The sequence below is a fragment of the Lutibacter litoralis genome (genome assembly GCF_014646675.1).
In the GTDB taxonomy this organism is placed as follows: Bacteria; Bacteroidota; Bacteroidia; order Flavobacteriales; family Flavobacteriaceae; genus Lutibacter; species Lutibacter litoralis.
On the sequence record NZ_BMNS01000006.1, the window covers coordinates 304,150 to 329,774 of the forward strand.

Below are 25,625 nucleotides of genomic sequence, written 5' to 3' on the forward strand. Positions count from 1 at the left end.
GGTTATGGTTTATTCATTTCGAACATCTAATATGCGCCCATTTTTTAATTTACCTGCAATTTCAAGCTGATAAATTTTTTGGGCAACTTGTTCTGGAGAGAATAAATCACCATGTTCGTAAAAGTCGATAAAACGTTGTACAGATTTAAAATTTTCTTTAGGTGTAGTTCTTACTTTTTCTTGCATGTCTGTATCTACAATTCCAGGATAAATTGAAATTATTTTCACCCCTTTTTTAAGTCTCTTTTGTTCTTTAGAAAGTACTTTAGTCATCATATCAACACCCGCTTTTGAGGCACAATACAACGACCAACTTTCGTAAGGATTTATTGCTGCACCAGAAGAAATATTAATAATTTTCTTTTTGCATTCCCAGCCTTTTGATAATTTTATAAATAATGAACTTAAAATTAATGGCGCTATTAAATTTACTCTTATAGTGTAATCAATTTCTTTTGGTGCAATGTTTTCCAGAGTATTTACAGTTCCTAAATCGCCCGCATTATTTATTAAGGTTAATACTTTAGTAGTATCTTTATCCAAATGAGAAAAAATTTCAGTAATCACATTTTCAATGGTTTCGGTGTTACTTAAATCACATTGGTATTGTTCTACTGCATATAATTTTTTAATTGTACTTCTTGAAATTGAAATAATGCGATATCCATTTTTGTGATATTCTTTTGCCAATCCTAAACCAAGACCTTTACTTCCTCCAGTAATTATAAGTATTTTTTCCATTTAACGTTTTATGTTTTTTTCATACAATGCGATCCATTGTTTTGGTGTTATTTTTTGAATTAATGTTGCTATTAACTTAAAAGGGATCTCTTCAGCTTTTTTAAATCGAATACAGCTTTTACCCATATCTAATTTTCTTTTGCAATGTTTGGGATATTCATTTACAAACCAATCATGTAATTTAGGGTTTGCATAAATTCCTAAATGATACAAAGCTATAAAGTTTTTTTGAGAAGCAATGTTAATAAAAGGCAATGGTGAATTTGTATCACAATGGTATCCGCTTGGATATAAACTTTTAGGAACCACATAGCCAATCATACCATAACTCATTTGCTCTTCAAATCCGTTTGGTATATTTTCTAAGATAGTTTTTCTTAGTGTTTTAAAATAAGGAATCCTTTCTTGGGGAATTTTAGAAATGTACGCTTCGGGATTTTTTGCTGCAATGTGCATAGTTGTAGTTTTAACTATACTAATATAACTATTTTTTTATTTAACTATAGAATTGCTTTGCTTCATTCCAAAAAACATCCATTTCCTCTAAAGACATATCGTGAAGAGATTTATTAATTTTTTTAGCTGCTGTTTCTAAATATTGAAACCGATTAATGAATTTTTTATTGGTGCGTTCTAAAGCATTTTCAGGATTCACTTTTATAAATCTCGCATAATTAATCATAGAAAATAATACATCACCAAATTCAGCTTCAATATTAGCGGTATTTCCTTTTTTAATTTCTGCGTTTAATTCATCTAACTCTTCTTGTACTTTTTCCCAAACTTGCTCGGGTTTTTCCCAATCAAACCCTACACCTGCAACTTTGTCTTGTATTCGGTTGGCTTTTACCATAGCTGGTAGCGATTTGGGAACACCTTCTAAAACAGATTTTTTGCCTTCTTTTAGTTTTAGCTGTTCCCAGTTTTGTTTCACCTCTTCTGCGTCTTTTACAGTAACATCTCCATAAATATGCGGGTGTCTGTAAATCAACTTCTCTGAAATTGAATTGGCAACATCTGCAATATCAAAAGCATCGGTTTCTGAACCAATTTTTGCATAAAAAACAATATGAAGTAATACATCGCCTAATTCTTTTTTAATTTCTTGTAAATCGTTATTAAGAATGGCATCGCCTAATTCATAAGTTTCTTCAATAGTTAAATGACGAAGTGATTGAAAAGTTTGCTTTTTATCCCAAGGGCATTTTAAACGCAACTCGTCCATAATGTCTAACAATCGACCAAATGCTTTTAGTTGCTGCTCTCGAGAATTCATAATTTAAGCTTCTTCAGTTTCTTCTTCCTCTTCTTTTATTGCAGCAAAGTCGAAATTTTTTGAAGCTAATAAATTATACCACTGCAATACTTTTTTTATGTTTGAAGTATATACACGTTCTTCGTCAAAATTTGGTAAAACTTCTCTAAAGTATGAAGTTAAAACTTTACCACTTTCTTTATGACTGATAGCTTCTTTTCCTTCTTCTTTTTCACCAATACTTTTTAAAATGATACGAAGCGGAACTTCTTCTTCATAGGTGTAAATAGCAATTTCGTTTAAGGCACTTATATTATGAGTAACAGTTACTGGAAATTTTTTACCATCTAATAAAGATTCTACAATAATTCCACCTTTAGATTGTGCTTTAATTTCAAACAAACCTGGTTTACCGTTAACAGATACAATATCTTTTAATTCCATAAAGTTATTTTCTTTTTAATAAGGGAAATTTCATTCTATATTTTGGATTTATTTTCCCTTTTGAAATATTTTCTAATTTCTTTTTTATTAATCGTTTTTTTAATGAGGAAATTTTATCTGTAAACAGTATTCCTTCAATATGGTCGTATTCGTGTTGAAAAACCCTTGCAGCTAATCCATCAAGAACAGCTGTATGTTTTTCAAAATTTTCATCTAAATATTCAACAGTAATTTTTTCTTTTCTAAAAACATCTTCATTAATATCAGGAATGCTTAAACACCCTTCATTAAATACCCATTCATCACCTTCTTCTTTTAAAATTTTAGCATTGATAAATACTTTATCAAAATTTGCTAAAAAGGTGCGTTCATCCTCTTCTAAATCATCATCTTCACTAAAAGGAGTGGCATTTATTATAAATAATCTAATAGCTTTTCCTATTTGTGGCGCCGCCAAACCAACACCACTAGCATTTACCATTGTTTCTTTCATATTTTCAATAAGAATATCTAAATCTGGATAATCTTTATCAATATCTTTTCCTACTTTTCTTAAAACAGGATCACCATAAGCCATAATTGGTAAAATCATTTTCTTTTTTTTGGATTGCAAAAGTACAAAAGATTAGATGAATAATAAAATGTTGAGAATTGTAATTTATAAAACCATAAAAAATTATCAACTACTACAAAGTATATTAATAATAACTTTAGTTCTTTTTGCTAAAAATTCTTGATTTTTTTTAGGACATCCATTGTTGCAAATTGGCTTGGATTATGAATATCAAAACATTTATATTACTTTAGATATCGCAAAATAGCAATCATCCATAAATTCAGCTATGTATGCATGCGATTTTTACAGATTTAGCAAAAATTCAAATAAATGATTTTATTTAATGAATTTACTAACAATTATTAGAAAAGCTAGATTTTTAGATATTAACTATATAATACTCAAACCAAAATTATGAAGAATTTTTATTCAGCTTTAGTGCTCTTTTTCATTTATGGATCAATAAGTGCTCAAATTAGTGGAAGTTTAATGCAATATCCAGATGTATCTGAAACACACATTACATTTGTTTATGGTGATGATGTATGGGTTGCAGCAAAATCTGATGGCAATGCTCATAGATTAAGCTCTCCAGAAGGTTCCGAAAGTTATCCTAGATTTTCTCCTGATGGAAGTAAAATTGCTTTCACCGCTAATTATCATGGAAATAGTGATGTATATCTTATAAATGCAACAGGAGGAATACCTATGCGACTTACCTATCATGGCATGTTTGATAGAGTTTTAGGTTGGACACCAGATGGAAAGTCGGTGTTGTTTGCATCATCAAGAGAAAGTGGTCGCCAGCGATATAGCCAATTCTATACCATTCCTGTAACTGGAGGTACACCAACAAAATTACCAATACCATATGGTGAATACGCTTCATTTTCTCCAGATGGATTAAAAATAGCTTATACAGATAGATCTAGAGTAAATAGAAATTGGAAAAGATATCGTGGAGGAACAGCTCCTGATATTTCTGTTTTCGATCTTAATACCTATACTACAGAAAATATAACCAATAATACAGCAAATGATGAGTTGCCAATGTGGCACGGAGATGCAATTTATTATATGTCTGATAATGGTCCTAATAAAAGAAATAACTTATGGAAGTATAATGTAACCACTAAAAAAAATACCCAATTAACAAGTTTTAAAGACTTTGATATTACTTTTCCAGAAAAAGGGGCTAATGAGATTATTTTTGAAGCGGGTGGAAAATTATACATTTACAATGTAGCATCGGCCAATACGGAAGAGGTAACTATTAATATTGTTTCAGATAGAAAAGAGCTGATAACGCAACAAAAAAATGTTGCTTCTTATTTGCAGAGTGCAACCATCTCTCCTGATGGAAATAGGGTTGTGGTACAAGCAAGAGGAGAGTTATTTAATTTGCCAGCTGAAGAAGGATATGTTGCAAATATTTCAGCCACTTCAGGGAGTGCAGAGCGTAAACCATCGTGGTCTCCAGATGGTAATTTTGTAGCTTGTTGGAGCGATGTTAATGGTGAATATCAATTGCTATTATATGATATGTCTGGTGAAAAACAGCCTAAAATAGTCACAAATTTTAAAAGTGGATTTAATTATGAAATTTTTTGGTCACCTGATAGTAAAAAAATTGTGTATGTAGATCAAACGATGCGCATTAATTGTATAAATGTAACTACAGGTGAGGTAACGAAAGTAGATAAAGGTAAAAGTATGTTAGAAGGAGGTTTACGTAGCTTTAGTGTTTCCTGGTCTCCAGATAGCAACTGGATAGCTTATAGTCGTGCAACTGATAATCCTGCAACTGCTGCCATATTTTTATATGATTCAAAAAATAATAAAGTTTCACAGCTTACATCAGGTTATTATAAAGATTATGCTCCTGCCTTTAGTATAGACGGAAATCATCTTTTCTTTGCTACGAATAGAACGTTCAACCCAGTGTATTCCGATTTAGATAACACTTTTGTGTACCCAAATGCAACAAGCATTGCCGTTGGAACTTTAAACAAATCAGAGAAATCGTTGATAGAAATTAAAAATGATGCTTATGTGGTGTCTAAAAAGAGCGATGAAACTGATAAGAAAGAAGATAAAACCAAAAAGAAAAAAGGTGCTGATAAGAATAGTGACGATGAGAAAGAGTTGAAAAAAACTATGATTGATATTGATGGGTTTGAAATGCGTGTTGAAATGTTAGACATAACACCTGGTAATTTAGGCAATTTAGTTGCTGTGGAAGGTAAACTATTATTTACCCGTTATCCAAACGCAGGCGCATCAGGTGAAGCTTCTTCATCTCTTGATTATTATGACTTTAAAGAAAGAGAAGTAAAAACTATTATTTCTAAAGTATCTAATTTTAGTGTTGCTGCCAATGGCAAGAAAATACTTGTTATGCAAGGACGGAAACTTGCAGTTATCGATATTAAAGAGAAGCAAAAAATAGATAAAACAGTTCCATTACAAAAGATGGTTATGAATATTGTACCTAAAGAAGAATGGAAACAACTATTTAATGATGTTTGGAGATTTGAGCGAGACTATTTGTATGATCCCAATATGCATGGTGTTGATTGGGATGCTATGAGAATTCGTTATGGTCAATTAATTGATCAATCTAATTCGCGTAATGATGTAAATATAATTATTGGAGATCTTATTGCAGAGTTAAATGCATCTCACACATATACTGGTGGTGGTGATATAACACCTGCAAAAAGAATGAATGTTGGTTATTTGGGCGCAGATATAAGTTTAGAAAATGGGTATTATAGAATTAAAAAAATAATAACTGGTGCACCGTGGGATGTTGAAGTGCGATCACCGCTGGCAAAACCGGGCGCAGCAGTTAAAGAAGGAGATTATATTTTAGCAGTAAATGGACTTCCAATAGATACTACAAAACCAATATCGGCTGCCTTACAAGGTCTTGCTGATGAAACTGTACAAATTACTGTAAATAGCACACCGTCATCTATAAAAGCGAAAAAGGTTATAATTAAACCTATGGGTTCTGAAACTAGATTACGTCATTTAGCATGGATAGAAAATAATCGTAAACGTGTAGACGATGCAACCAATGGTAAAATTGGATATATATATGTTCGTAGTACAGGTCGTGATGGTCAAAATGAGTTAATTAGACAATTTTATGCTCAAATGAATAAAGAAGGGTTGATTATAGATGAACGTTTTAATAGTGGTGGGCAAATACCTGACAGATTTGTTGAATTACTTGATAGAGATCCTTTAGCCTTTTTTGCAGTGAGAGATGGTAAAGATTGGGCTTGGCCGCCTTCAGGTAATTTTGGACCTAAAGTGATGCTTATTAACGGATTTAGTGGTTCAGGAGGAGATGCCTTTCCAGATTATTTTAGAAAAAGAGATCTTGGTCCGTTGATTGGAACACGTACGTGGGGAGGATTAATTGGAATCTCAGGAGCACCTAGTTTAATTGATAATGGTCGTATTACAATGCCTACCTTTAGAATGTATGACCCTGATGGTGTCTGGTTTAAAGAAGGACATGGGGTAGATCCTGATATAGAAGTTGTTGAAGATTTCCAACAATTAGCTAATGGAATAGATATGCAATTAGAAGCGGGGATTAAGGAAGTTTTGAGGTTATTAGATAGTGATAAAAGTTTTAAAATGCCTAAACGACCTAATTATGAAAAACGTAATTAAGTGTTATAGGCTATTTATATTATAATAGCGTAAATAAAATATGAGTAGAAAGCAAACTAGATAATTTGTAATACTTTATGGCTTATTAAGTATAAACATAACAATATATGATCAAGAAAAATTTGCTAGAAAGGATACAAGTGCCGCAATTGTAAAAAATACGCACTATTATAAATACTTATATACTTTGCATTATGATAGCACAGTATATAAATTTAGGTTGAAATTTGCCGAAGCTATTTATAAACAAAATAATAAATAGCTACGGGTATAAATTATTCTGATTAAAGTAAAACCAATTAATGCTAAATTAAAACGATTCTAAATTATTAGCATCGTATACTTTTTAAGAGGTACTAGTATTTTTTTTACTACTTTAGTAAGAGTTAGTATTATGAAACTAGTTTTCGTGAACCAAATTATTTAATCGTTTTTTAAAAAACGAAACTGAACAACCTATGGGATACAAAAAAACGTATGAAGAATTGGAACGTGAGCTCAGTAAACTTAAAAAACAGGTTTATATACTACAAAATGATTTAGACTTTACTATTAAGGAGAATAAAAAGCTTACATCAAAATTAATTAAATCGAACAGAGCACTTCTTTTAGAAAACAAAGAAAAAGAAAAGAGGGCTGAAGAATTAATTATTGCGAACGTTGAACTTGCTTTTCAAAAAGGAGAAAAAGGAAAACAATTTAGTGCCTTAAAATCTGCAAATATAGAATTAGATGTTCAAAATGAAGAAAAGCGGCAACGGGCAGCAGCAGCATTAATTTCGAAAGTGGAACTTGCTTTTCAAAATGAAGAAAAACGACAACATGATTTAGAATTAATTGTTAATAACAAAAAACTTTCTTTTCAAAAAGAGAAAAAAGGAAATCCAGCTGAAGAATTAATACTAGCAAAAATAAAGATTGCTATAGAAGGAGATGAAAGCGAAAAACTTATTGCTGAACTGATTATAGCTAATCTAGCGCTTTCGCTTCAAGAAGAGCTATCTGAATCAAAAGATAATATAGAAGAATATGAACTGAAATTTCAAAACCTTTTTGATAATTCACTAATTGCAAAATCAATAACCAAACTTGATGGTTTATTGCAGGTAAATAAAGCCTTTTGCGATATTTTAGGGTATTCTAAAAATGAATTGGAAACTATAAAATGGCAAGAACTAACCTATCCAGAAGATATTGAGAAATCAGAACAAATGGTGCAATTATTATTGAAGGGTACCATTAAACGAGCACATTTTGAAAAAAGGTATGTTCATAAAAATGGTACTATCGTATGCGCAAAAATAGCTACTTTTTTACAGCGGGATACTAATAATAATCCAGAATATTTTATAACTGCATTTAATGATATTACAGAACTAAAGCAGGCAGAAAAAGAACGCGAACAGTTTTTTAACTTCTTTAAAGTTTCTCCAGATATTATGGTGATTTCAGACCCAATAGGAGTTTTTAAAGCAGTTAATCCTGCCACAACCAAGTTACTCGGTTATTCAGAAGAAGAACTTCTTTTAAAACCATTTATAGATTTTGTGCATCCTGAAGACAAACAAAAGACACTTGATGAAGCAGGACGAAATAATATAGGCTATACACTTAATTTTGAGAATCGTTATAAGAGAAAAGATGGCAGTTACATAATATTATCTTGGTGTTCGTGCTATAATAAAGAAGAAGGAATTACTTATGCTACCGCACGAGATGTTACAAAAGAACGGATGATTGAAGCGGAACTCTATAATGCAAAAGTAAAAGCTGAAGAAAGCGAAGAAAAATTCAGAAGAGCCTTTGTTTCTGCACCATTTCCAATTATGATTCATGCAGAAGATGGAGCGGTTGTTTCTATAAACCAAGCTTGGACTGATCTTACTGGATATTCACATGAAGAGATTCCTACAATTTCAGATTGGTGTAATAAAGCGCATCCTAAAAATAGCACAATAATAAAAGAACATATTAGAAGTCTTTATGATAGTAATAAAATAGATGCTCTGGATGAAATTGAAATTTTTACTGCAGATGGAAGGAAAATAGTTTGGGATTTTAGTTCTGCAGGCTTAGGTAAAATAGATGATGGTAAAAAATATGTAATATCCATGGCAAAGGATGTAACACTTGTTAACGAAACTAGAGCAAAATTAAAAGTATCTGAACAAAAATATGGAAATATTATAGAGAATGCACTTGTGGGTGTTTATGAAACGGATATGGAAGGGAACATACTGTTTGTTAATAAATATTTAATTGAAAGGGGTGGGTTTAAAGATATAAATTCATTAATGAGTAGGAATGCTTCTGAAAGTTATTTTATTCCAACCCAAAGAGATGCAATTATTAAGAGGCTTAAAAAAGAGGGGTCTATTTCAAATTTAGAAATTGATTTTTTAGATGCAAACAACAAAGTAATCCATTGTTTATTAAGTTTAAGTCTAAGCAATAACACAATTCTTGGGCTGATACTTGATATAACCCATAAAAAGAAAGCTGAAGAAGAATTAATAAAATTATCGCGTGCGGTAGAACAAAGTCCTGTTTCAATTGTAATTACAAATTTAGATGGTAATATAGAGTATGCCAACCCTAAAGTTACTGAAGTTACTGGGTTTGAACTGTCAGAATTAATTGGTCAAAATCCACGTGTGTTTCAATCTGGTGAAAAAAGTAAAGAGTACTATGCAAATCTTTGGGATACAATTTCTAGTGGAAATGAATGGTTTGGAGAATTTCATAACAAAAAGAAAAATGGTGAATTATATTGGGAATTTGCTTCCATTTCTCCAATTATAGATGTTGAAGGAAAAATAACGCATTATCTAGCGGTTAAGGAAGATATTACAAAACAAAAAGAGTTAATTTATAACTTAGAAGAAATTAAAAACAAAGCCTTAGATGGTCAAGAAAGTTATAAAGCACTTTTTGATACTATTGGAGACGCTATTTATATACAAGATGATGAGGCTAAGTTTTTAGATGTAAACAAGGGAGTTTTAAATATGTATGGGTATTCTAGAGAAGAATTAATTGGTAATACTCCTAAATTTCTTTCAGCTTCTGGTAAGAATAATATGTCAGCTGTTTTTAAAAGCTTTAATAAAGTAAAACAAGGAACTCCTCAGGTTTTTGAATTTTGGGGTAAAAGAAAGAACGGGGAAGAATTTCCTAAAATAGTATCACAATATAAAGGAACTTATTTTGGGAGAGATGTTGTTATAACAGTAGCTAGAGATATTACCGAGCATAAGCAAGCAGAAGATGCATTAAAAGATAGCGAATTACGTTTTAAAGCCCTTCATAATGCATCATTTGGAGGTATAGCAATACATTATAGAGGAATTATTGCAGATTGTAATCAAGGTTTATCAGATGTTACTGGATATACCGTAGACGAATTAATTGGAATGAACGGATTAATGTTAATAGCAAAAAAATCCAGAAAACAGGTAATAAATAATATTAGAATAGCGTTCGATAAACCGTATGAAGCATTTGGCTTACGTAAAAACGGTGAAGAATATCCAATGCGTTTACAAGCCAGAAATATTCCTTATAAAGGGAAAGAAGCCAGAAGTGTTGAATTTAGGGATATTACCAAAGAAAAGCAGACCGAAATAGAACTCATTGAAGCGAAAGAACAGGCAGAACAATCAGACCGTTTAAAATCGGCTTTTTTAGCCAATATGTCTCATGAAATTCGTACACCAATGAATGGTATACTAGGTTTTGCTGAACTATTAAAATCACCCGAGCTCACTGGAGAAAATCAGCAAAAATATATTAGCATTATTGAAAAAAGTGGGGAGCGCATGTTAAATATTATCAATGATATTGTTAATATTTCAAAAATAGAATCGGGACTTGTAAATATTCATTTAGAAGAAACAAGTTTTAATGAACAAGCAGCATTTATTTATACCTTTTTTAAGCCCGAGGCTGAAAGCAAAGGCCTACAGTTTTTATTGAAGAATGAAAATCATCTCTCTGATATTCAAATATATACAGATCGTGAAAAAGTATATGCAATACTTACAAATTTAGTAAAAAACGCCATAAAATATACTGAAAATGGAACAATAGAATTAAGCTATTATAAAAAGGATAACTTTTTAGAATTTTATGTAAAAGATTCAGGTATTGGCATTCCAAAAGACCGACAGGAAGCAATATTCGAACGCTTTATTCAGGCTGATATTACAGATAAAATGGCAAAACAGGGAGCCGGATTAGGCTTGTCAATAACCAAAGCATATGTAGAAATGCTCGGTGGGCAATTATGGTTAGAGTCTGAAGAAGGAAAAGGAAGTATTTTTTATTTTACGCTTCCATACCAAACAAAAACAATTACTGAAGAAACAAAAAAAATAGAAGTTTTAGCTCCTGCTGAAAAAAGTTCAACTAAAAAGTTAAAAATATTGATTGCGGATGATGATGAATCTTCAGAAATATTTCTTTCTATTGCTCTTGAAGAATTTGCTAAGGAAATTATCATTGCTAAAAATGGATTAGAAGCAGTTAAAATTTGTCGAGATAATCCCGATATTGATTTGGTATTTATGGATATTCAGATGCCTAAAATGGATGGTTATGAGGCCACTAAACAAATACGTAAGTTTAATACCCAAGTTTCCATTATTGCACAAACGGCTTATGCTTTAACAGGAGACAGGGAAAAAGCAATGGAAGTGGGGTGTAACGACTATATTTCTAAGCCTATTAAAATTGATGTATTGCATGAGTTAATTTCTTTATATTTATTAGTAAAATAAAAGCTTATGGATCTGTCTTCATTTTTCAAATATGCAACACCCGTTATTTATTGGTTATTAATAATCACTTGGGCATTAATTTTTGGTTTTTACATGCTAAAAGTAAAATCAGTTAAAACTAAAGATAGCTTATTAAGGTTGCTTTTAATTATTTTGGCAATAGATGCCTTTAGATCTTTTTTTGAAAGTACTTATTTTGGTTTATGGTACACCTCTTTTTCAGGACTTTTACCGAGGTCAATTTTTAATTTTTTGAACCAACCGGAAATTGTTTTTGTTCCTAAAATGTTTAATTTAATTACTACCTATATTATAGTAACAATTCTTATTAGAAAATGGTTAGTAGCTGAAATAAGTCAAAAGAAGGAATTAAATGATTTAGTTGATTTACAAAACAGTCGTTTAATTCATAAAAATAAAAAGTTGCTTGAAGCTAAAGAACAGGCTGAAGAAAATGAAGAGAAACTAAGTAGAGCAATTATGGCATTGCCATTTCCAACAATGATTCATGCCAATGATGGGGAAGTGTTAATAATAAATGAAAATTGGGAGAAATTAACAGGGTATTCCCATAAAGATATTCCTACTATCTCTGATTGGACAAAAAAGGCGTTTGGAAATGAAAGTGAACAAAGAGAGATAAGTATTTATAAATTGTATGATCTAGATAAAAAGGCTGAAGAAGGGGAGTTTGAAGTGCTAACTTCAAAAGGTACTAAATTAGTTTGGGATTTTAACTCAGCTCCATTTGGTACATTTAGTGATGGAAGAAAGCTTGTAATAACTGTAGCAAAAGATGTTACCGATTATAAACGAGCATCGTTAGAGGTTCATAATCAAAAAAAATTGTTTGAAACCATGTTCAATACCATCACCGATGGTGTTGTAATAACGAATACAAAAAGAGAAATAATTTTGGCAAATAAGGGTATGGAAACCACATTCGGATTTAAACCAAAAGAACTAATGGGAAAATCTACAAAATTACTGTATGCAGATTCATTAAAATATGCAGATACGGGTACAGCCCTTTTTGATAAAAATGCAAAAAGCTCAGATAATTTATATGTTACTCTTTATAAAGATAAAAATAATGATGTTTTTCCAGGAGAAACATTTGGAACTAAATTATTTGATAGTAATAACAAATGGATTGGGAATTTAGGAATTATACGAAATATTAGTGAGCGCCAAAATTTAATTTCGGACTTAAAATTAGCAAAAGAACATGCCGAAGAAAGCGACCGTTTAAAATCAGCCTTTTTAGCCAATATGAGTCACGAAATTCGAACACCAATGAATGGTATATTAGGTTTTGCTCAATTGTTAAAAACACAAGATCTTAGCGGTGAAAACCAACAAAAATATATTGATGTTATTGAAAAAAGCGGGGAACGTATGTTAAATATTATCAATGATATTGTAAGTATTTCTAAAATAGAATCCGGACTCATAGGTGTACATTTAGAGGAAACTAATTTTAATGAACAGGTAGAATTTATTTATAATTTCTTTAAACCTGAAATTGAAAGCAAAAACCTGCAATTTTTATTAAAAAATGGAATATCTTTCAATGAGGCTATAATTTATACAGACCGCGAGAAAGTATTTGCAATACTAACAAATTTAATGAAAAACGCTATTAAATATACAGAAAAGGGTTTTATTGAGTTAGGTTACTTTAAAAAGGATAATTTTTTACAGTTTTATATAAAGGATTCAGGTATTGGGATTCCTAAAGATAGACAAAAAGCTATATTTGAACGTTTTATTCAGGCTGATATTTCTAATAAAAATGCAAAACAGGGAGCCGGATTAGGCTTGTCAATAACCAAAGCATATGTAGAAATTTTAGGGGGAGATTTATGGGTAACATCAGAAAAAGGAAAAGGAAGTACTTTTTATTTTACGCTTCCGTACCAAACTGAAATAATCTCAGATAAAATAAAAAAAATAGAAGTTTTAGCTCCTGCTGAAATAAGTTTAACTAAAAAGTTAAAAATATTAATTGTGGATGATGATGAAACTTCAGAAATGATTCTTTCAATTAGCCTTGAAGAATTCGCTAAGGAAATTATTGTTGCAAGAAATGGTGTTGAAGCAGTACAAGCTTGTCGTAAGCATCCTAATATTGATTTGATATTGATGGATATTCAGATGCCCGAAATGAATGGTTTTGAGGCTACTAAAGAAATACGAAAGTTTAACCCTAAAGTAAATATTATTGCGCAAACAGCTTATGCTTTGATCGGAGACAAAGAAAAAGTGATTGAAGTTGGCTGTAATAGCTATATTAAAAAACCGATAGATGTAAGTATTTTAAAGGAAAAAATATCTGAACTAATTTAAGAAATAAAAAATCTTAAAAGTTTCTGAACACCAAAAATTATTATGAATCTATAATATTTTTTTTAATAAAAACTCCATTTAAGCATCATAAGTAAGAGAAACAAAATTAATGGAAAAGAACATAGATAATTATTTAGACAATCATTTTATACACCGAAGTAATTGGCTTCGTGCTGCAGTTCTTGGTGCAAATGACGGAATTTTATCAACAGCCAGTCTTGCCATAGGTGTTGCTGCAGCCAGTAATCTAAGGGAGCCAATTGTAATTGCAACTGTTGCAGGGTTGGTTGCAGGGGCGCTGTCAATGGCAGCTGGAGAGTATGTTTCTGTGAGTTCGCAAACAGATGTTGAAAATGCCGATATTGAACGTGAAAAGCAAGAATTAATAGAAACCCCTGAAATTGAATTACAACGATTGGCTGAGATTTATGAAAAAAGGGGTTTAAAAAAAGAAACGGCATTAACAGTTGCAAAAGAATTAACAGAACATGACGTACTGGGAGCTCATATTAGAGATGAATTGGGTATTAATGAAATAAGTCAGGCTAAACCAATCCAAGCTGCTTTTGCTTCAGGTGCTGCGTTTACCGTTGGAGGAATTCTTCCACTTTTAGTTGCGCTGTTTCTTCCTTTAAAATACATGGAATATTACCTGTATGGTTTTGCTATTATTTTTCTTATTATTTTAGGTGTTATATCAGCAAGAACTGGAGGTTCAAGTATAGGTAAAGCAATAATCAGAATTACATTTTGGGGAACTGTTGCTATGGGATTAACGGCACTTGTTGGATATTTATTTAATGTAAATACTATATAACTAAGCGTGTTTAAAAAAGAGTAGTTGTAAAAAAATTATCAATTACTTATTGTAAAGATAAGATTGTAAAATTAGCGTAGCACTTATTTCGTCCACCAAGGCTTTATTCTGACGTTGTTTTTTCTTTAAACCACTATCAATCATACTTTGAAAAGCCATTTTAGATGTAAAACGTTCATCAATTCTTTTAATTGGAATTTTAGGAAATGTGGTGCTTAGTTTTTTTAAAAAAGGTTGAATAAATTGTTCACTTTCGCTGGCAGTGTTGTTCATTTGTTTGGGCTCACCAACAATAAATAATTCAACAGTTTCCTTTTTTAAATACTCAGTTAAAAATGAAAATATTTTTTTGGTGTCAACAGTTGTAAGTCCAGAAGCAATAATTTGAAGTTCATCCGTTACTGCAATACCAGTTCTTTTTTCACCAAAATCAAAAGCCAAAACACGTCCCAAAATAATAACAGAATTTTTAAAGTTGTGCAAATTTAGTCATTTTGAAATAGATTGTTATTTTAATTTTATATTTGCGTTTTAACAAAACTAAAGGAATGGATAAAATTAAAGAAATTATAGAAAATGCTTGGGAAAATAGAGCATTGTTAAAAGAAGAAGCAACACAAAACACCATAAGAGAGGTGGTTGCTTTATTAGACGCTGGAACTTTAAGAGTTGCTGAACCAATTGAAGGTGGATGGCAAGTAAACGAATGGGTAAAAAAAGCGGTTGTCTTATATTTTCCAATTCAGAAAATGGAAACTATAGAAGTGGGTTGTTTTGAATACCACGATAAAATTCCATTAAAAACAGGTTATAAAGAAAAAGGTGTTCGTGTTGTGCCACATGCAGTTGCGCGTCACGGTTCATATATTTCTGCAGGTACAATTTTAATGCCTAGTTATATTAATATTGGTGCTTATGTAGATGAAGGAACTATGGTAGATACTTGGGCAACTGTTGGAAGTTGTGCACAAATTGGAAAAAATGTGCATTTAAGCGGAGGTGTTGGTATTGGTGGTGTTTTAGAACCTTTACAAGCTGCACCCGTAATTATTGAAGATGATGTTTTTGTAGGTTCGCGTTGTATTGTAGTTGAAGGAGTTCGTGTGGAAAAAGAAGCCGTTTTAGGTGCTGGTGTTGTATTAACAATGAGTACAAAAATTATAGATGTTACAGGGCCTGAACCAATTGAAATGAAAGGTAGAGTTCCGTCGCGTTCTGTGGTAATTCCTGGAAGTTATAAAAAACAATTCCCTGCAGGAGAATTTAATGTTCCTTGCGCTATGATTATTGGAAAACGTAAAGAAAGTACTAATAAAAAGACCTCTTTAAACGATGCACTTCGTGAAAATGATGTTGCTGTTTAAATACTTTTTAATCGCGTTATGCTGAATTTATTTCAGCATCTTAGCATAAATGTAACCTTGAATCCAGTTGTTGGTGACGTAACTATATAATTGCTGAAATTATAAGATTTCTCTCTGCCGTTCGAAATGACAAATCAACCATTTTTGTCATTCCGACAAAGGATGAATCACATCTTTATTAGCTGTTTTAATTTTCAATAATTAAAACAGCTTTTTTTATGTAAAATATCCAATATTTAAACTTCAAATTAGTTAAGTAACTTGAAAATACTATTTTTGCAACCATTGTTACAATAAATTTATGAAGTTTTTAATCTATATATCTTTTGAATACGGTTTTCCAATAGTACGACCATTACAAGCTGAAATTCTAAAACGGGGGTATCAAGTAGCTTGGTATATTGAAAATGAAGCTAGTAAGAAAAAATTAAAATCTTCTGAAAAACTACTTAAAACAGTAAAAGAAGTATTAGATTTTAAACCAAATGCTGTTTTAGTTGCCAGTAATGAGGTGCCCCACTTTTTCCCAGGAATTAAAGTGCAATTATTTCACGGATTCAGTGTTAATAAACGTTCAAAAGATAAAGGACATTTTAGAATTAGAGGTTTTTTCGATTTATATTGTACGCAAGGACCTTCTACAACAACATATTTTAAAGCATTAGAAAAAAAGCACAAACATTTTAAAGTTGTTGAAACTGGCTGGTCTAAAGTAGATGTGTTGTTTCACGTAACTAAAAATGTAGCAGTATCTAAACCTACTATTTTTATTGCTTCAACTTTTACAGAAAGACTGAGCTTAGCACATAATTCTGAAGTTTTTGATGAATTAGTAAAACTTATTGAAAATGAAGATTGGAATTGGATTGTAAACTTACATCCAAAAATGGATATAACAATTGTACATAAATTTCAACAATTAAATAGCTATAGGAATGTCACCTATCTTCCGTATTTAGAAGATTTAGAACCTTTAAAACAAGCCGATGTAATGTTTACAGATACATCGTCAATAATTACCGAATTTATTATTCAAAAAAAACCAGTAATTACATTTAATAATAACCTTCCTAATGATTGTTTTATCAATATAACAACTGCTGATGACTTAAAAAGCAGTATTGAATATGCCTTAAAAAGACCAGAAGAGTTAATGCAAAAGATTGAAAAATTTGTATTGGAAGAACATCCTTATTTTGATGGTAAGTCTAGCAAGAGAGTTATTGACGCTGTGGGAAATTTTATACATAATAACGAATTAGAAAAATTAAAACCCAAGCCTTTAAACCTTATTAGAAAATATAAAATGTGTAAAAAATTAAATTATTTTAAATTTTAATTGATTATAATAGCAACCTAAAAAGCAAATTTTAAATTAATAAACAAACTGTAATTGTAATTTGGACATTCCATCTGAATTCTAAAAAGCATTAAAAAGCAATAGATGAAATTAAAAAGAATAACCTATAGAGTTTTAAAAAATTTTAAATTCCTTCCTAACAGAAGACTGCTTAAAATAAGGTATAGATATTATACAGATGAAAAGCTAAATCTTGAACATCCTAAAAAATTTAATGAAAAGATTACCTGGCTTAAATTACATTTTCACGTACCAATTTTAACCCAATTAGCTGACAAATTTTTGGTAAGAGAGTATGTTTCCAAAAAAATAGGGAATCAGTATTTAAACGAATTATACAAAGTGTATTATAATGTTGACGATATAAATTTTGATGAACTTCCTAATAGTTTTGTGTTAAAAGGTGCACACGGTAGCAGCTTAAATTTAATTGTAAAAGATAAAAGTAAGTTAGACATTACAGCTGCAAAAAAAGCCATGAATAAATGGATGAGCCATTGCCAATATAAAAAAGTTGGCTTAGAATGGGCTTATAAAAATATTGAACCTAAAATAATTGCAGAAAAATTTTTAGAAGAGGAAGGGAAAGAGGTTTTGTACGATTACAAATTCTTTTGCTTTAATGGCGAACCTAAATTTTTACAAATAGATATTGAACGTGGTATTAAAGATTTTAGGTGTTTTTACGATTTAGATTGGAATTTATTGCCATTTTCTATCGTAACTAAAACTCAAATAGATTGTGAGGTTCCAAAACCTTCAAACTTTGAAGAAATGAAAACGTTGGCTAAAATCTTAGCAGATGATCTTCCTTTTGTGAGAGTAGATTTTTATTCAGTTAATCATAAAACTATTTTTGGAGAAATGACTTTTTATCCCGGAGATGGTAAAGAAATTTTCACACCTCATAAATACAATAGTATTATTGGTGATTATTTAACTTTACCAAAAATTCCAGAAGAGCATAAAATTATTACAGTTTTTTAAGAGTATACTATAAATGTTACAAGAAATTAAAAATAGCCTAGAAACACTTCAGCAGGATAAAGTTTTATTATATCCAACTGATACTGTTTGGGGAATTGGTTGCGATGCGACTTCTGAACCAGCAGTAAAAAAAATTTATAACATTAAACAACGTGCAGAAAGTAAGAGTTTAATAATTTTAGTAGACAGTGTTGAAATGTTACAACACTATGTACCTACTATTTCCAATAAAATTATTAAGTTATTGACTACAACTTCAAAGCCAACAACTATAATTTATAACAAGCCAAAAGGTTTGGCAAAAAACGTTGTTGCTGCAGATAATACCGTAGCAATTAGAATTGTTCAAAATAAATTTTGCCAAGAATTAATTGCTCAGTTTGGAAAACCCATAGTTTCAACTTCTGCAAATGTTAGTGGAAATGAAACTCCAAAAAGTTTTAAAGAAATAGAGGAATCAATTTTGAACAGCGTGGACTATAGTGTAAATTTGCAGCGCGAAGCGGTAAACGAGAAATCATCTACTATTTTAAAAGTAGCTGAGAATGGAGATATTAGTGTACTTCGTGAATAAATTAATGGTGTAGCAATAGTGTCTGTATAAACAGACAAATCTTTAGGTTCAGCCTAGCTAATCCATAGAGTGTTAAAAATAGATTCCTGCCTACGCAGGAATGACATCAGTGACAAGATTAAATAACGTTGTCATTCCTGTGAAAACAGGAATCTATAAAAATCATTGTAAATGTAAACGATACATCAATATTATGTGTATATTTTGGCAAGTAAAATACGAGGAACATTATATATTGGAATAACGAACAATTTGCAACGAAGAGTTTATGAACATAAAACTGGAGGTATAGAAGGATTTACACAAAAATATGGAGTACATAAATTAATGTATTTCGAAACTTTTCAAAGTATTGATGAAGCAATAAACAGAGAAAAGAATTTAAAAAAATGGAAGCGTGATTGGAAAATTAAATTGATTGAAGAAGAAAATAAAAAATGGCTCGATCTTTCGAATGATTGGTATAACGATATTTTAATAGACTAGTATAGATTCATGCCTACGCAGGAATGACAAAAGATTAAACAACAAATTAAGGTCACCCTGAATTTATTTCAGGGTCTCATCATAATTAGTCATAGATGATGAGATGCTGAATCAAGTTCAGCACGACGTATGACAAAATTGATTTACACTGTCATTCCTGTGAAAACAGGAATCCATATAATGTAAAAAATAGATTCCTGCCTACGCAGGAATGACAAAAACAAGAAAGTAAACAACATATAAAATGAAAATAGATTTCAACAAAAACAGCGATGGTTTAGTACCAGCAATAATTCAAGACTTTGTAACAAGACAGGTTTTAATGTTGGGTTATATGAATAAAGAAGCATACGAAAAAACTGTTGCAACAGGAAAAGTAACTTTTTTTAGTAGAACCAAAAATAGATTGTGGACAAAAGGTGAAGAAAGTGGTAATTTTTTAAACCTAGTTTCTATAAAAAATGATTGTGACAGCGATTCACTTTTAATTAAGGTAAAACCAGTTGGACCAACCTGCCATAAAGGATCAGATACTTGTTGGGATGAAACCAACGAACCATCTTTCGGATTTCTTTCGGAGCTTGAAAGTGTCATAACTGGAAGAAGGTTAAATGCAGATGCTGAAAAGAGCTATGTTGCTTCGTTATTTAAAAAAGGTATCAATAAAATCGCCCAAAAAGTAGGTGAAGAAGCTGTAGAAATAGTAATTGAGGCTAAAGATAATAACGATGAATTATTCTTAAATGAAGGTGCAGATTTATTATTTCATTATTTAATTTTACTTCAGGCTAAAGGTTATACTTTAAAAGATATTGTAAAAATATTAGAAGGAAGACATTCATAGAAGTACGGATTATGAACGTCATTGCGAGATTTTGATAAAAATCGTGGCAATCTGTTAGTTAGGAGCGAAAGTAACATTGTAAGCTATATTCAAAAGATTACTTCGACGTGCCACTCCTCGTAATGACGTTGCTATTTGAACCGTCATTGCGAGATTTTTGATAAAAAATCGTGGCAATCTGTTTTTTGTAAAAAAATGTTCATTTCATTGATATACACAATTCCTTTTATTTTCCCGTTGAAAAAAAGTATATTTACCATTAGTAAAAAATAAACCCTTATAAAAGAGTATTATCTGTTGTATACTATGATTAAGTTTCGTCAATTCGAATGAATTTTCAGCCTTTTTAGGCTTAAAATTAGTATCGAGAATAGCTGTCTTATTGAAACACAAAAGAGTTCTCGATACAATTTTTTATCAAAAATCACTCGAACTGACGTTGCATTAATTTAAATAACCAAAATGCACAACGAGTGAGTATTATCTTCATATATGAATACAAAACTGTCAAATAAAGATGAATGGTTATTTGAAATAACTCCTAAAAATAAGTTACTTAGCTTAAATTTAAAAGAAGTTTGGCAATACCGTGATTTATTAATGCTATTTGTAAAGCGTGATGTAATTACAGTATACAAACAAACCATTTTAGGACCACTTTGGTATTTAATTCAGCCGTTGTTTACTTCTATTATTTTTACCATCATTTTTAATAATATTGCAGGAATTAAAACAGGCGGAATTCCTCCTTTCTTATTTAATTTAGCAGGAGTTACCTCTTGGAATTATTTTAAGGCTTGTTTAACTTCAACATCAGATACTTTTAAAAAAAATGCTGGAATTTTCGGGAAAGTATATTTTCCAAGAATTATAATGCCTTTATCTAATGTAATTTCTAATTTATTGAAGTTTGGAATTCAATTACTTATTTTAATAGGATTCTATGGCTATTTTATATTAAAGGGATTTGCAATAAGTCCGAATATTTCCATACTATTTTTACCATTTTTGGTGGTTGTAATGGCCTTATTAGGACTTGGATTGGGAATGCTAATTTCATCTATGGTAACAAAATATAGAGATTTATCGTTTTTGGTAACCTTTGGTGTACAATTACTAATGTATGTTTCAGCTGTAATGTATCCAATGTCTATAGTAAAAGAAAAACTTGGTGATATTTCGTGGATAGTGGAATACAACCCAATGGCACATATTATAGAAACATCCAGGTATATGTTATTAAATGAAGGAGATTTAAACAGTAAGGGAATCTTGTTTTCAGTTATATTTACACTTGTTGTTTTTTTAGCTGGATTGGTGATTTTTAATAAGACGGAGAAAAGTTTTATTGATACGGTATAGTATGTGAGAAGTCAAACGTCGAACGTCGAAAGTGAGAAGTGAATAGTGAGAAGTCAATAGTGAGAAGTGAGAAGTCAGAAGTCAATAGTGAGACGTCAATAGTGAGAAGTCGTCTCACGAAATACGTCTCACGAAAAAATAAGAAAAAATGAATCATAAAGAGTTAGATGTTTGGAAGAAAAGTATGGATTTGGTTGAATTGATTTATAAATTTTCAAGTTCATTTCCAGAAAATGAGAAGTTTGGTTTAACTAGTCAAATAAGAAGAGCTGCTGTTTCAGTTCCTTCAAATATTGCAGAAGGTGCAGGAAGAAAAGGAGATAAAGAGTTTGTTCAGTTTCTTCATATTGCTTTAGGTTCCCTTTCTGAAATAGAAACTCAATATCTAATTGCAGTTAGGTTAAATTATACTGAGAAAAATAATAATATTGAAGTATTAATAAACGATGTTAAAAGGTTAATATTAGGATTTAGAAATTATTTAAGAAAAACGTGAGAAGTCAAACGTCAGAAGTTAGAAGTTAGAAGTTAGAAGTGAAAAGTGAGAAGTCAAACGTCAGAAGTTAGAAGTGAGAAGTGAGAAGTGAGGAACCGTCTCACGTCTGACGAAAATACGTCTTACGAACAACCGTCTCACGTCTGACGAAAATACGTCTTACGAACAACCGTCTCACGTCTGACGAAAAGACGTTTCACGAAATAACGAGTGAATGCAATGAACGAAGTTATATTAAAAATAGAAAACCTAAGCAAACAATACCGCCTTGGAACGGTAGGTACAGGTACGTTAAGCCACGACCTAAACCGTTGGTGGCATAAGGTGCGTGGAAAAGAAGATCCGTTTTTAAAAATTGGAGATACCAATGATAGGGCATCTAAAGGAACTTCAGACTATGTTTGGGCTTTAAAAGATATTAATATTGAAGTTAAAAGAGGTGAAGCACTTGGTATTATAGGTAAAAATGGCGCAGGAAAATCTACTTTATTAAAAATACTTTCGAAAGTTACAGGACCTACTACGGGTAGTATTAAATCTAGAGGTCGCATTGCTTCATTATTAGAAGTTGGTACTGGTTTTCATCCTGAATTGACAGGAAAAGAAAACATCTATTTAAACGGGGCAATTTTAGGAATGACCAAAGCCGAAATTAATGCAAAATACGACGAAATTGTTGAGTTTTCTGGCTGTGAGCGTTATATAGATACTCCTGTAAAACGTTACTCCAGTGGAATGACAGTGCGTTTAGCTTTTGCGGTAGCTGCATTTTTAGAACCTGATATTTTAGTAATAGATGAAGTATTAGCAGTTGGTGATGCCGAATTTCAAAAAAAAGCCATTGGTAAAATGCAAGATATTAGCAGAGGAGAAGGGAGAACGGTATTGTTTGTGAGTCATAATATGGCAGCTGTGAAGAATTTGTGTACTAAATGTGTTGTTTTGGAACATGGAGGTATTGTTTTTGAAGGGGAAACAGAGGATAGTCTTAATTACTACCTATCTAACACACGAAGCATAAAGAGAGGAATATCAATAATTGACGATTCTCATAGAAGAAGAATAACATCAAGAAAAATTGAATTAGTTAAAATAGTTTCAAAATGTACGAATATAACTGTTAGAAGTGAAATGGATTTTGATATTTATTTAAAAGTTAATGAAAAAGATGATAGAAAAGTTTGTTTAACGGGCACTATTTGTAATGATAAAGAAATGGAATTAGGATCATTTTTCTCAAAACCGTTTCTAATTTCTAAAGATGAGATAGTTGTAAATTTATCTATTATTAATCATAACCTTTCTATAGGAAACTACTATTTAAATATCTCAATATCAATTGGAGATATTAAAAATTCTAATCTTGAAGTTATTGATCACGCATATGAAGTAATAGGTTTTGAGGTGCTAAATGAAGATGTTGTAGATAATTATGTGATAAAATGGAATAAATCTTGGGGTGATATTTTTTTTGATACTAAAATTGAAATTTATTAAAAATGAGTTTATTCAATCAATCCTACATAGGACTTAGAAACGATTTGTTAAAACATGTCAAGGGATGTGCTGAAAGCATACTTGACGTAGGTTGTGCAAGTGGAGTGAATGGGAAATATTTATTGGATAAGGGAATTGCAAGCACTGTTTATGGTATCGAATATGATGATGAAATGAGCTCTATAGCTGAAAAATCATATACTAAAATATTTCGTGGAGATTTAAATTCTGAAATTTTCAGAAAAATCATTTTGGATGATGCTCCTCAATTTGATTATATATTATTTGGTGACATTTTAGAACATTTAGTTTACCCTCTTAAGGTTTTAAATGAACTTAAGGCACTATTAAAACCTAAAGGTAAAGTAATTATCTCATTGCCTAATATTGCCCATATTGAATTATTTATTCAAGTATATTTCAAAGGTACATTCCCTCAAAACTCGAGAGGAATATTTGATAAAACGCATTTAAGGTGGTTTACTAAAAAAGATGCATACAAATTAATTGAAGATTCAGAGTTGAAGATTATTAGATATGAAAGAAACTATAGGTCGCGTGATGCAATTGGCTCTAAATTCGATTGGAAGTATAAGTTGTTGAGGTTAATTGATAAAGATTTAGTCACTTTTCAGCATATAATAGTTTGTGAACATGTTTAAAAATTCTCACATAATAATCGCAACTTACAACGCAATGTCTTGGCTTCCTAAATGTTTAAAAAGTTGTGAAACTTATAATATAATAGTTGTAGATAATAATTCAACGGATGCTACAGTTCAATTTATCCAAGAAAATTATCCTTCAATTATATTAATTCAACAAAAAGAAAATTTAGGTTTTGGAGCAGCCAATAATATTGGTATTTCTTATGCTTTAAAAAATGGAGCAGACTATGTTTTTTTATTGAATCAAGATGCTTATTTAGAAACAAATACAATTGAAAAATTAATTAATATTCATAAAGAAAATAAAGAATATGGTATCATAAGTCCTATTCATTTAAATGGTAGTGGCAAAAGTTTAGATAAAAACTTTTCTAATTATATAAAGGCTAACAATACATTATTATTTGATGCTTTACAATACAATTTTACAAAATTAATTTATGAAGTGCCTTTTGTGAATGCCGCTGGTTGGTTATTACCAAAAGAAACATTAGTTAAGGTTGGGGGTTTTGACCCTATATTTTTTCATTATGGAGAAGATGATAATTATTGTCAGCGTGTTTTATACCATGGTTATAAAATTGGAGTAGTCCCAAAAATGTACATGCTTCATGATAGAGAGTTTAGGAAAAATAATAATTTAATTTCTGTAAAAGATAAATTAATGCGTAAAGAGCTATCTTTAAAGGGTAAATGGGCAGATATTAATTTTGATATAAATAATGAATTAAATAATCAGCAGAAAAAAAAATTAAGGTTGATTCTAAAATTAGTAATTAAATTTCAGTTTAATAAAGCAACTTTTTATTTTAAAGAGTTTCAATTAATAAAAAGAATTGTACCAGAAATTTTGAAAAGTAGAACTATAAATAAAACTAAAGGAAACCATTATTTAAATTTCTAAGCTATACTTTTTTAAAATTTAATGCTTTCAACATTTCTTTAAAGGGTTTACCTGGTCGGTAATTAATTTTTGCTTTTGTAATTTGGTTTGAGGTTACTTCCTTGGGAGTATCATATCCATTTGAGCTAATTCCAATTTGAAAACTACCAATACCACCTAACCGAACCACTTTTCCAGCTTCCAGTTCTTGTTGAATGATGGCTTCTAAATTATAATACAAGCGGTTCGCATCAACTTGTGACATTTTACAAGCTTTGGCTGTTTCTTGTAGTAATGTTTTAAAATGTGCCTCACCGGTTGTTACAGATTGGGCATAATACTTACGAGGTTTCTTAGGTTGCAAAACGTTTGTTTTTGTAATTGTTTTAAAGTGTATTGGAATACCTACATTTATAGTTACAGTTAAAACAGCTCATAAATTAATATATTTGAATTATGAGTAAAACAAAAAGG

Annotated in this window: 22 protein-coding genes; 15 read left to right on the plus strand and 7 right to left on the minus strand. The window is 30.7% G+C overall.

From position 1 onward, the window contains the following. Positions 1–9: 9 nt before the first annotated feature. From IEW75_RS11445 to def, 5 genes are read right to left on the minus strand one after another with little or no spacing between them, the layout of a single operon-like run. The gene (locus IEW75_RS11445) at positions 10–741 is read right to left on the minus strand and encodes an SDR family NAD(P)-dependent oxidoreductase (protein ID WP_134246565.1); all 732 of its coding nucleotides are present in this window, start codon (positions 739–741) and stop codon (positions 10–12) included. Continuing rightward, the gene (locus IEW75_RS11450; RefSeq protein WP_134246566.1) at positions 742–1,197 is read right to left on the minus strand and encodes a DUF1801 domain-containing protein; all 456 of its coding nucleotides are present in this window, start codon (positions 1,195–1,197) and stop codon (positions 742–744) included. Positions 1,198–1,237: 40 nt separating this feature from the next. Beyond that, positions 1,238–2,017 (minus strand): nucleoside triphosphate pyrophosphohydrolase, encoded by a 780-nt coding sequence (gene mazG / locus IEW75_RS11455; RefSeq protein ID WP_134246567.1) that lies wholly within the window; start codon positions 2,015–2,017, stop codon positions 1,238–1,240. A gap of 3 nt (positions 2,018–2,020) precedes the next feature. After that, entirely contained in the window at positions 2,021–2,440 is a 420-nt protein-coding gene (locus tag IEW75_RS11460; RefSeq protein ID WP_134246568.1) for a DUF5606 family protein, read from the minus strand. A 4-nt stretch (positions 2,441–2,444) separates the two neighbouring features. Continuing rightward, the gene (gene def / locus IEW75_RS11465) at positions 2,445–3,032 is read right to left on the minus strand and encodes a peptide deformylase (RefSeq protein ID WP_134246569.1); all 588 of its coding nucleotides are present in this window, start codon (positions 3,030–3,032) and stop codon (positions 2,445–2,447) included. Positions 3,033–3,410: 378 nt separating this feature from the next. Between def and IEW75_RS11470 the strand changes: the two genes are divergently transcribed. From IEW75_RS11470 to IEW75_RS11485, 4 genes are all read left to right on the plus strand, one after another. Further along, positions 3,411–6,686 carry a S41 family peptidase gene (locus IEW75_RS11470; RefSeq protein ID WP_134246570.1) on the plus strand — a complete coding sequence of 1,092 codons (3,276 nt, stop codon included), beginning with the start codon at positions 3,411–3,413 and terminating at the stop codon, positions 6,684–6,686. A gap of 458 nt (positions 6,687–7,144) precedes the next feature. Continuing rightward, positions 7,145–11,464 (plus strand): PAS domain-containing hybrid sensor histidine kinase/response regulator, encoded by a 4,320-nt coding sequence (locus IEW75_RS11475; RefSeq protein ID WP_134246571.1) that lies wholly within the window; start codon positions 7,145–7,147, stop codon positions 11,462–11,464. Positions 11,465–11,470: 6 nt separating this feature from the next. Further along, positions 11,471–13,813, plus strand: coding sequence for an ATP-binding protein (locus IEW75_RS11480; RefSeq protein ID WP_134246572.1), 2,343 nt, complete (start codon positions 11,471–11,473; stop codon positions 13,811–13,813). A 109-nt stretch (positions 13,814–13,922) separates the two neighbouring features. After that, positions 13,923–14,630 carry a VIT1/CCC1 transporter family protein gene (locus IEW75_RS11485; protein ID WP_134246573.1) on the plus strand — a complete coding sequence of 236 codons (708 nt, stop codon included), beginning with the start codon at positions 13,923–13,925 and terminating at the stop codon, positions 14,628–14,630. Between the two features lie 42 nt (positions 14,631–14,672). On the opposite strand, the gene ruvX is transcribed toward IEW75_RS11485, so the two are convergent. Further along, complete coding sequence (gene ruvX / locus IEW75_RS11490; protein WP_134247183.1) at positions 14,673–15,083, minus strand: Holliday junction resolvase RuvX; 411 nt, start codon at positions 15,081–15,083, stop codon at positions 14,673–14,675. A gap of 95 nt (positions 15,084–15,178) precedes the next feature. On the opposite strand from ruvX, the gene IEW75_RS11495 reads away from it, so the two are divergent. From IEW75_RS11495 to IEW75_RS11545, 11 genes are all read left to right on the plus strand, one after another. Further along, positions 15,179–15,994 (plus strand): 2,3,4,5-tetrahydropyridine-2,6-dicarboxylate N-succinyltransferase, encoded by an 816-nt coding sequence (locus IEW75_RS11495; protein WP_134246574.1) that lies wholly within the window; start codon positions 15,179–15,181, stop codon positions 15,992–15,994. Between the two features lie 301 nt (positions 15,995–16,295). Further along, positions 16,296–17,333, plus strand: coding sequence for a UDP-N-acetylglucosamine 2-epimerase (locus tag IEW75_RS11500; RefSeq protein ID WP_134246575.1), 1,038 nt, complete (start codon positions 16,296–16,298; stop codon positions 17,331–17,333). 105 nt (positions 17,334–17,438) lie between these two features. Further along, positions 17,439–18,341, plus strand: coding sequence for an ATP-grasp fold amidoligase family protein (locus IEW75_RS11505; RefSeq protein ID WP_134246576.1), 903 nt, complete (start codon positions 17,439–17,441; stop codon positions 18,339–18,341). A gap of 13 nt (positions 18,342–18,354) precedes the next feature. Then, positions 18,355–18,915: an L-threonylcarbamoyladenylate synthase gene (locus IEW75_RS11510; protein ID WP_134246577.1), complete on the plus strand. Its 561-nt coding sequence runs from the start codon at positions 18,355–18,357 to the stop codon at positions 18,913–18,915. A gap of 195 nt (positions 18,916–19,110) precedes the next feature. Then, positions 19,111–19,401, plus strand: coding sequence for a GIY-YIG nuclease family protein (locus tag IEW75_RS11515; RefSeq protein WP_308423331.1), 291 nt, complete (start codon positions 19,111–19,113; stop codon positions 19,399–19,401). 244 nt (positions 19,402–19,645) lie between these two features. Next, entirely contained in the window at positions 19,646–20,245 is a 600-nt protein-coding gene (gene hisIE, locus IEW75_RS11520; protein ID WP_134246579.1) for a bifunctional phosphoribosyl-AMP cyclohydrolase/phosphoribosyl-ATP diphosphatase HisIE, read from the plus strand. Between the two features lie 492 nt (positions 20,246–20,737). Further along, positions 20,738–21,607, plus strand: a complete 870-nt coding sequence (locus tag IEW75_RS11525; protein ID WP_134246580.1) for an ABC transporter permease — start codon at positions 20,738–20,740, stop codon at positions 21,605–21,607. A 148-nt stretch (positions 21,608–21,755) separates the two neighbouring features. After that, positions 21,756–22,103 carry a four helix bundle protein gene (locus tag IEW75_RS11530; protein ID WP_134246581.1) on the plus strand — a complete coding sequence of 116 codons (348 nt, stop codon included), beginning with the start codon at positions 21,756–21,758 and terminating at the stop codon, positions 22,101–22,103. A 219-nt stretch (positions 22,104–22,322) separates the two neighbouring features. Then, a complete protein-coding gene (locus IEW75_RS11535; protein ID WP_134246582.1) occupies positions 22,323–23,600 on the plus strand; it encodes an ABC transporter ATP-binding protein in 1,278 nt (425 codons plus the stop codon). A 2-nt stretch (positions 23,601–23,602) separates the two neighbouring features. After that, positions 23,603–24,262, plus strand: coding sequence for a class I SAM-dependent methyltransferase (locus IEW75_RS11540; protein ID WP_134246583.1), 660 nt, complete (start codon positions 23,603–23,605; stop codon positions 24,260–24,262). Continuing rightward, entirely contained in the window at positions 24,255–25,172 is a 918-nt protein-coding gene (locus IEW75_RS11545; protein ID WP_134246584.1) for a glycosyltransferase family 2 protein, read from the plus strand. The genes IEW75_RS11540 and IEW75_RS11545 overlap by 8 nt, the downstream gene beginning before the upstream one ends. A 1-nt stretch (position 25,173) precedes the next feature. Here the strand turns inward: IEW75_RS11545 and IEW75_RS11550 are convergent, their stop codons facing one another. Beyond that, a complete protein-coding gene (locus tag IEW75_RS11550; RefSeq protein ID WP_134246585.1) occupies positions 25,174–25,566 on the minus strand; it encodes an HU family DNA-binding protein in 393 nt (130 codons plus the stop codon). Positions 25,567–25,625: the final 59 nt, after the last annotated feature.

Excerpts from the sequence above, each read along its gene's own strand:
- IEW75_RS11535 (WP_134246582.1), top strand. The coding sequence starts at position 22,323 with ATGAACGAAGTTATATTAAAAATAGAAAACCTAAGCAAACAATACCGC.
- IEW75_RS11470 (WP_134246570.1), top strand. The coding sequence starts at position 3,411 with ATGAAGAATTTTTATTCAGCTTTAGTGCTCTTTTTCATTTATGGATCA.
- hisIE (WP_134246579.1), top strand. The coding sequence starts at position 19,646 with ATGAAAATAGATTTCAACAAAAACAGCGATGGTTTAGTACCAGCAATA.
- IEW75_RS11480 (WP_134246572.1), top strand. The coding sequence starts at position 11,471 with ATGGATCTGTCTTCATTTTTCAAATATGCAACACCCGTTATTTATTGG.
- IEW75_RS11475 (WP_134246571.1), top strand. The coding sequence starts at position 7,145 with ATGGGATACAAAAAAACGTATGAAGAATTGGAACGTGAGCTCAGTAAA.
- IEW75_RS11500 (WP_134246575.1), top strand. The coding sequence starts at position 16,296 with ATGAAGTTTTTAATCTATATATCTTTTGAATACGGTTTTCCAATAGTA.
- IEW75_RS11495 (WP_134246574.1), top strand. The coding sequence starts at position 15,179 with ATGGATAAAATTAAAGAAATTATAGAAAATGCTTGGGAAAATAGAGCA.
- IEW75_RS11450 (WP_134246566.1), bottom strand. The coding sequence starts at position 1,197 with ATGCACATTGCAGCAAAAAATCCCGAAGCGTACATTTCTAAAATTCCC.
- IEW75_RS11530 (WP_134246581.1), top strand. The coding sequence starts at position 21,756 with ATGAATCATAAAGAGTTAGATGTTTGGAAGAAAAGTATGGATTTGGTT.
- IEW75_RS11445 (WP_134246565.1), bottom strand. The coding sequence starts at position 741 with ATGGAAAAAATACTTATAATTACTGGAGGAAGTAAAGGTCTTGGTTTA.
- IEW75_RS11460 (WP_134246568.1), bottom strand. The coding sequence starts at position 2,440 with ATGGAATTAAAAGATATTGTATCTGTTAACGGTAAACCAGGTTTGTTT.
- IEW75_RS11525 (WP_134246580.1), top strand. The coding sequence starts at position 20,738 with ATGAATACAAAACTGTCAAATAAAGATGAATGGTTATTTGAAATAACT.
- IEW75_RS11510 (WP_134246577.1), top strand. The coding sequence starts at position 18,355 with ATGTTACAAGAAATTAAAAATAGCCTAGAAACACTTCAGCAGGATAAA.
- IEW75_RS11485 (WP_134246573.1), top strand. The coding sequence starts at position 13,923 with ATGGAAAAGAACATAGATAATTATTTAGACAATCATTTTATACACCGA.
- IEW75_RS11540 (WP_134246583.1), top strand. The coding sequence starts at position 23,603 with ATGAGTTTATTCAATCAATCCTACATAGGACTTAGAAACGATTTGTTA.
- IEW75_RS11505 (WP_134246576.1), top strand. The coding sequence starts at position 17,439 with ATGAAATTAAAAAGAATAACCTATAGAGTTTTAAAAAATTTTAAATTC.
- mazG (WP_134246567.1), bottom strand. The coding sequence starts at position 2,017 with ATGAATTCTCGAGAGCAGCAACTAAAAGCATTTGGTCGATTGTTAGAC.
- def (WP_134246569.1), bottom strand. The coding sequence starts at position 3,032 with ATGATTTTACCAATTATGGCTTATGGTGATCCTGTTTTAAGAAAAGTA.
- IEW75_RS11545 (WP_134246584.1), top strand. The coding sequence starts at position 24,255 with ATGTTTAAAAATTCTCACATAATAATCGCAACTTACAACGCAATGTCT.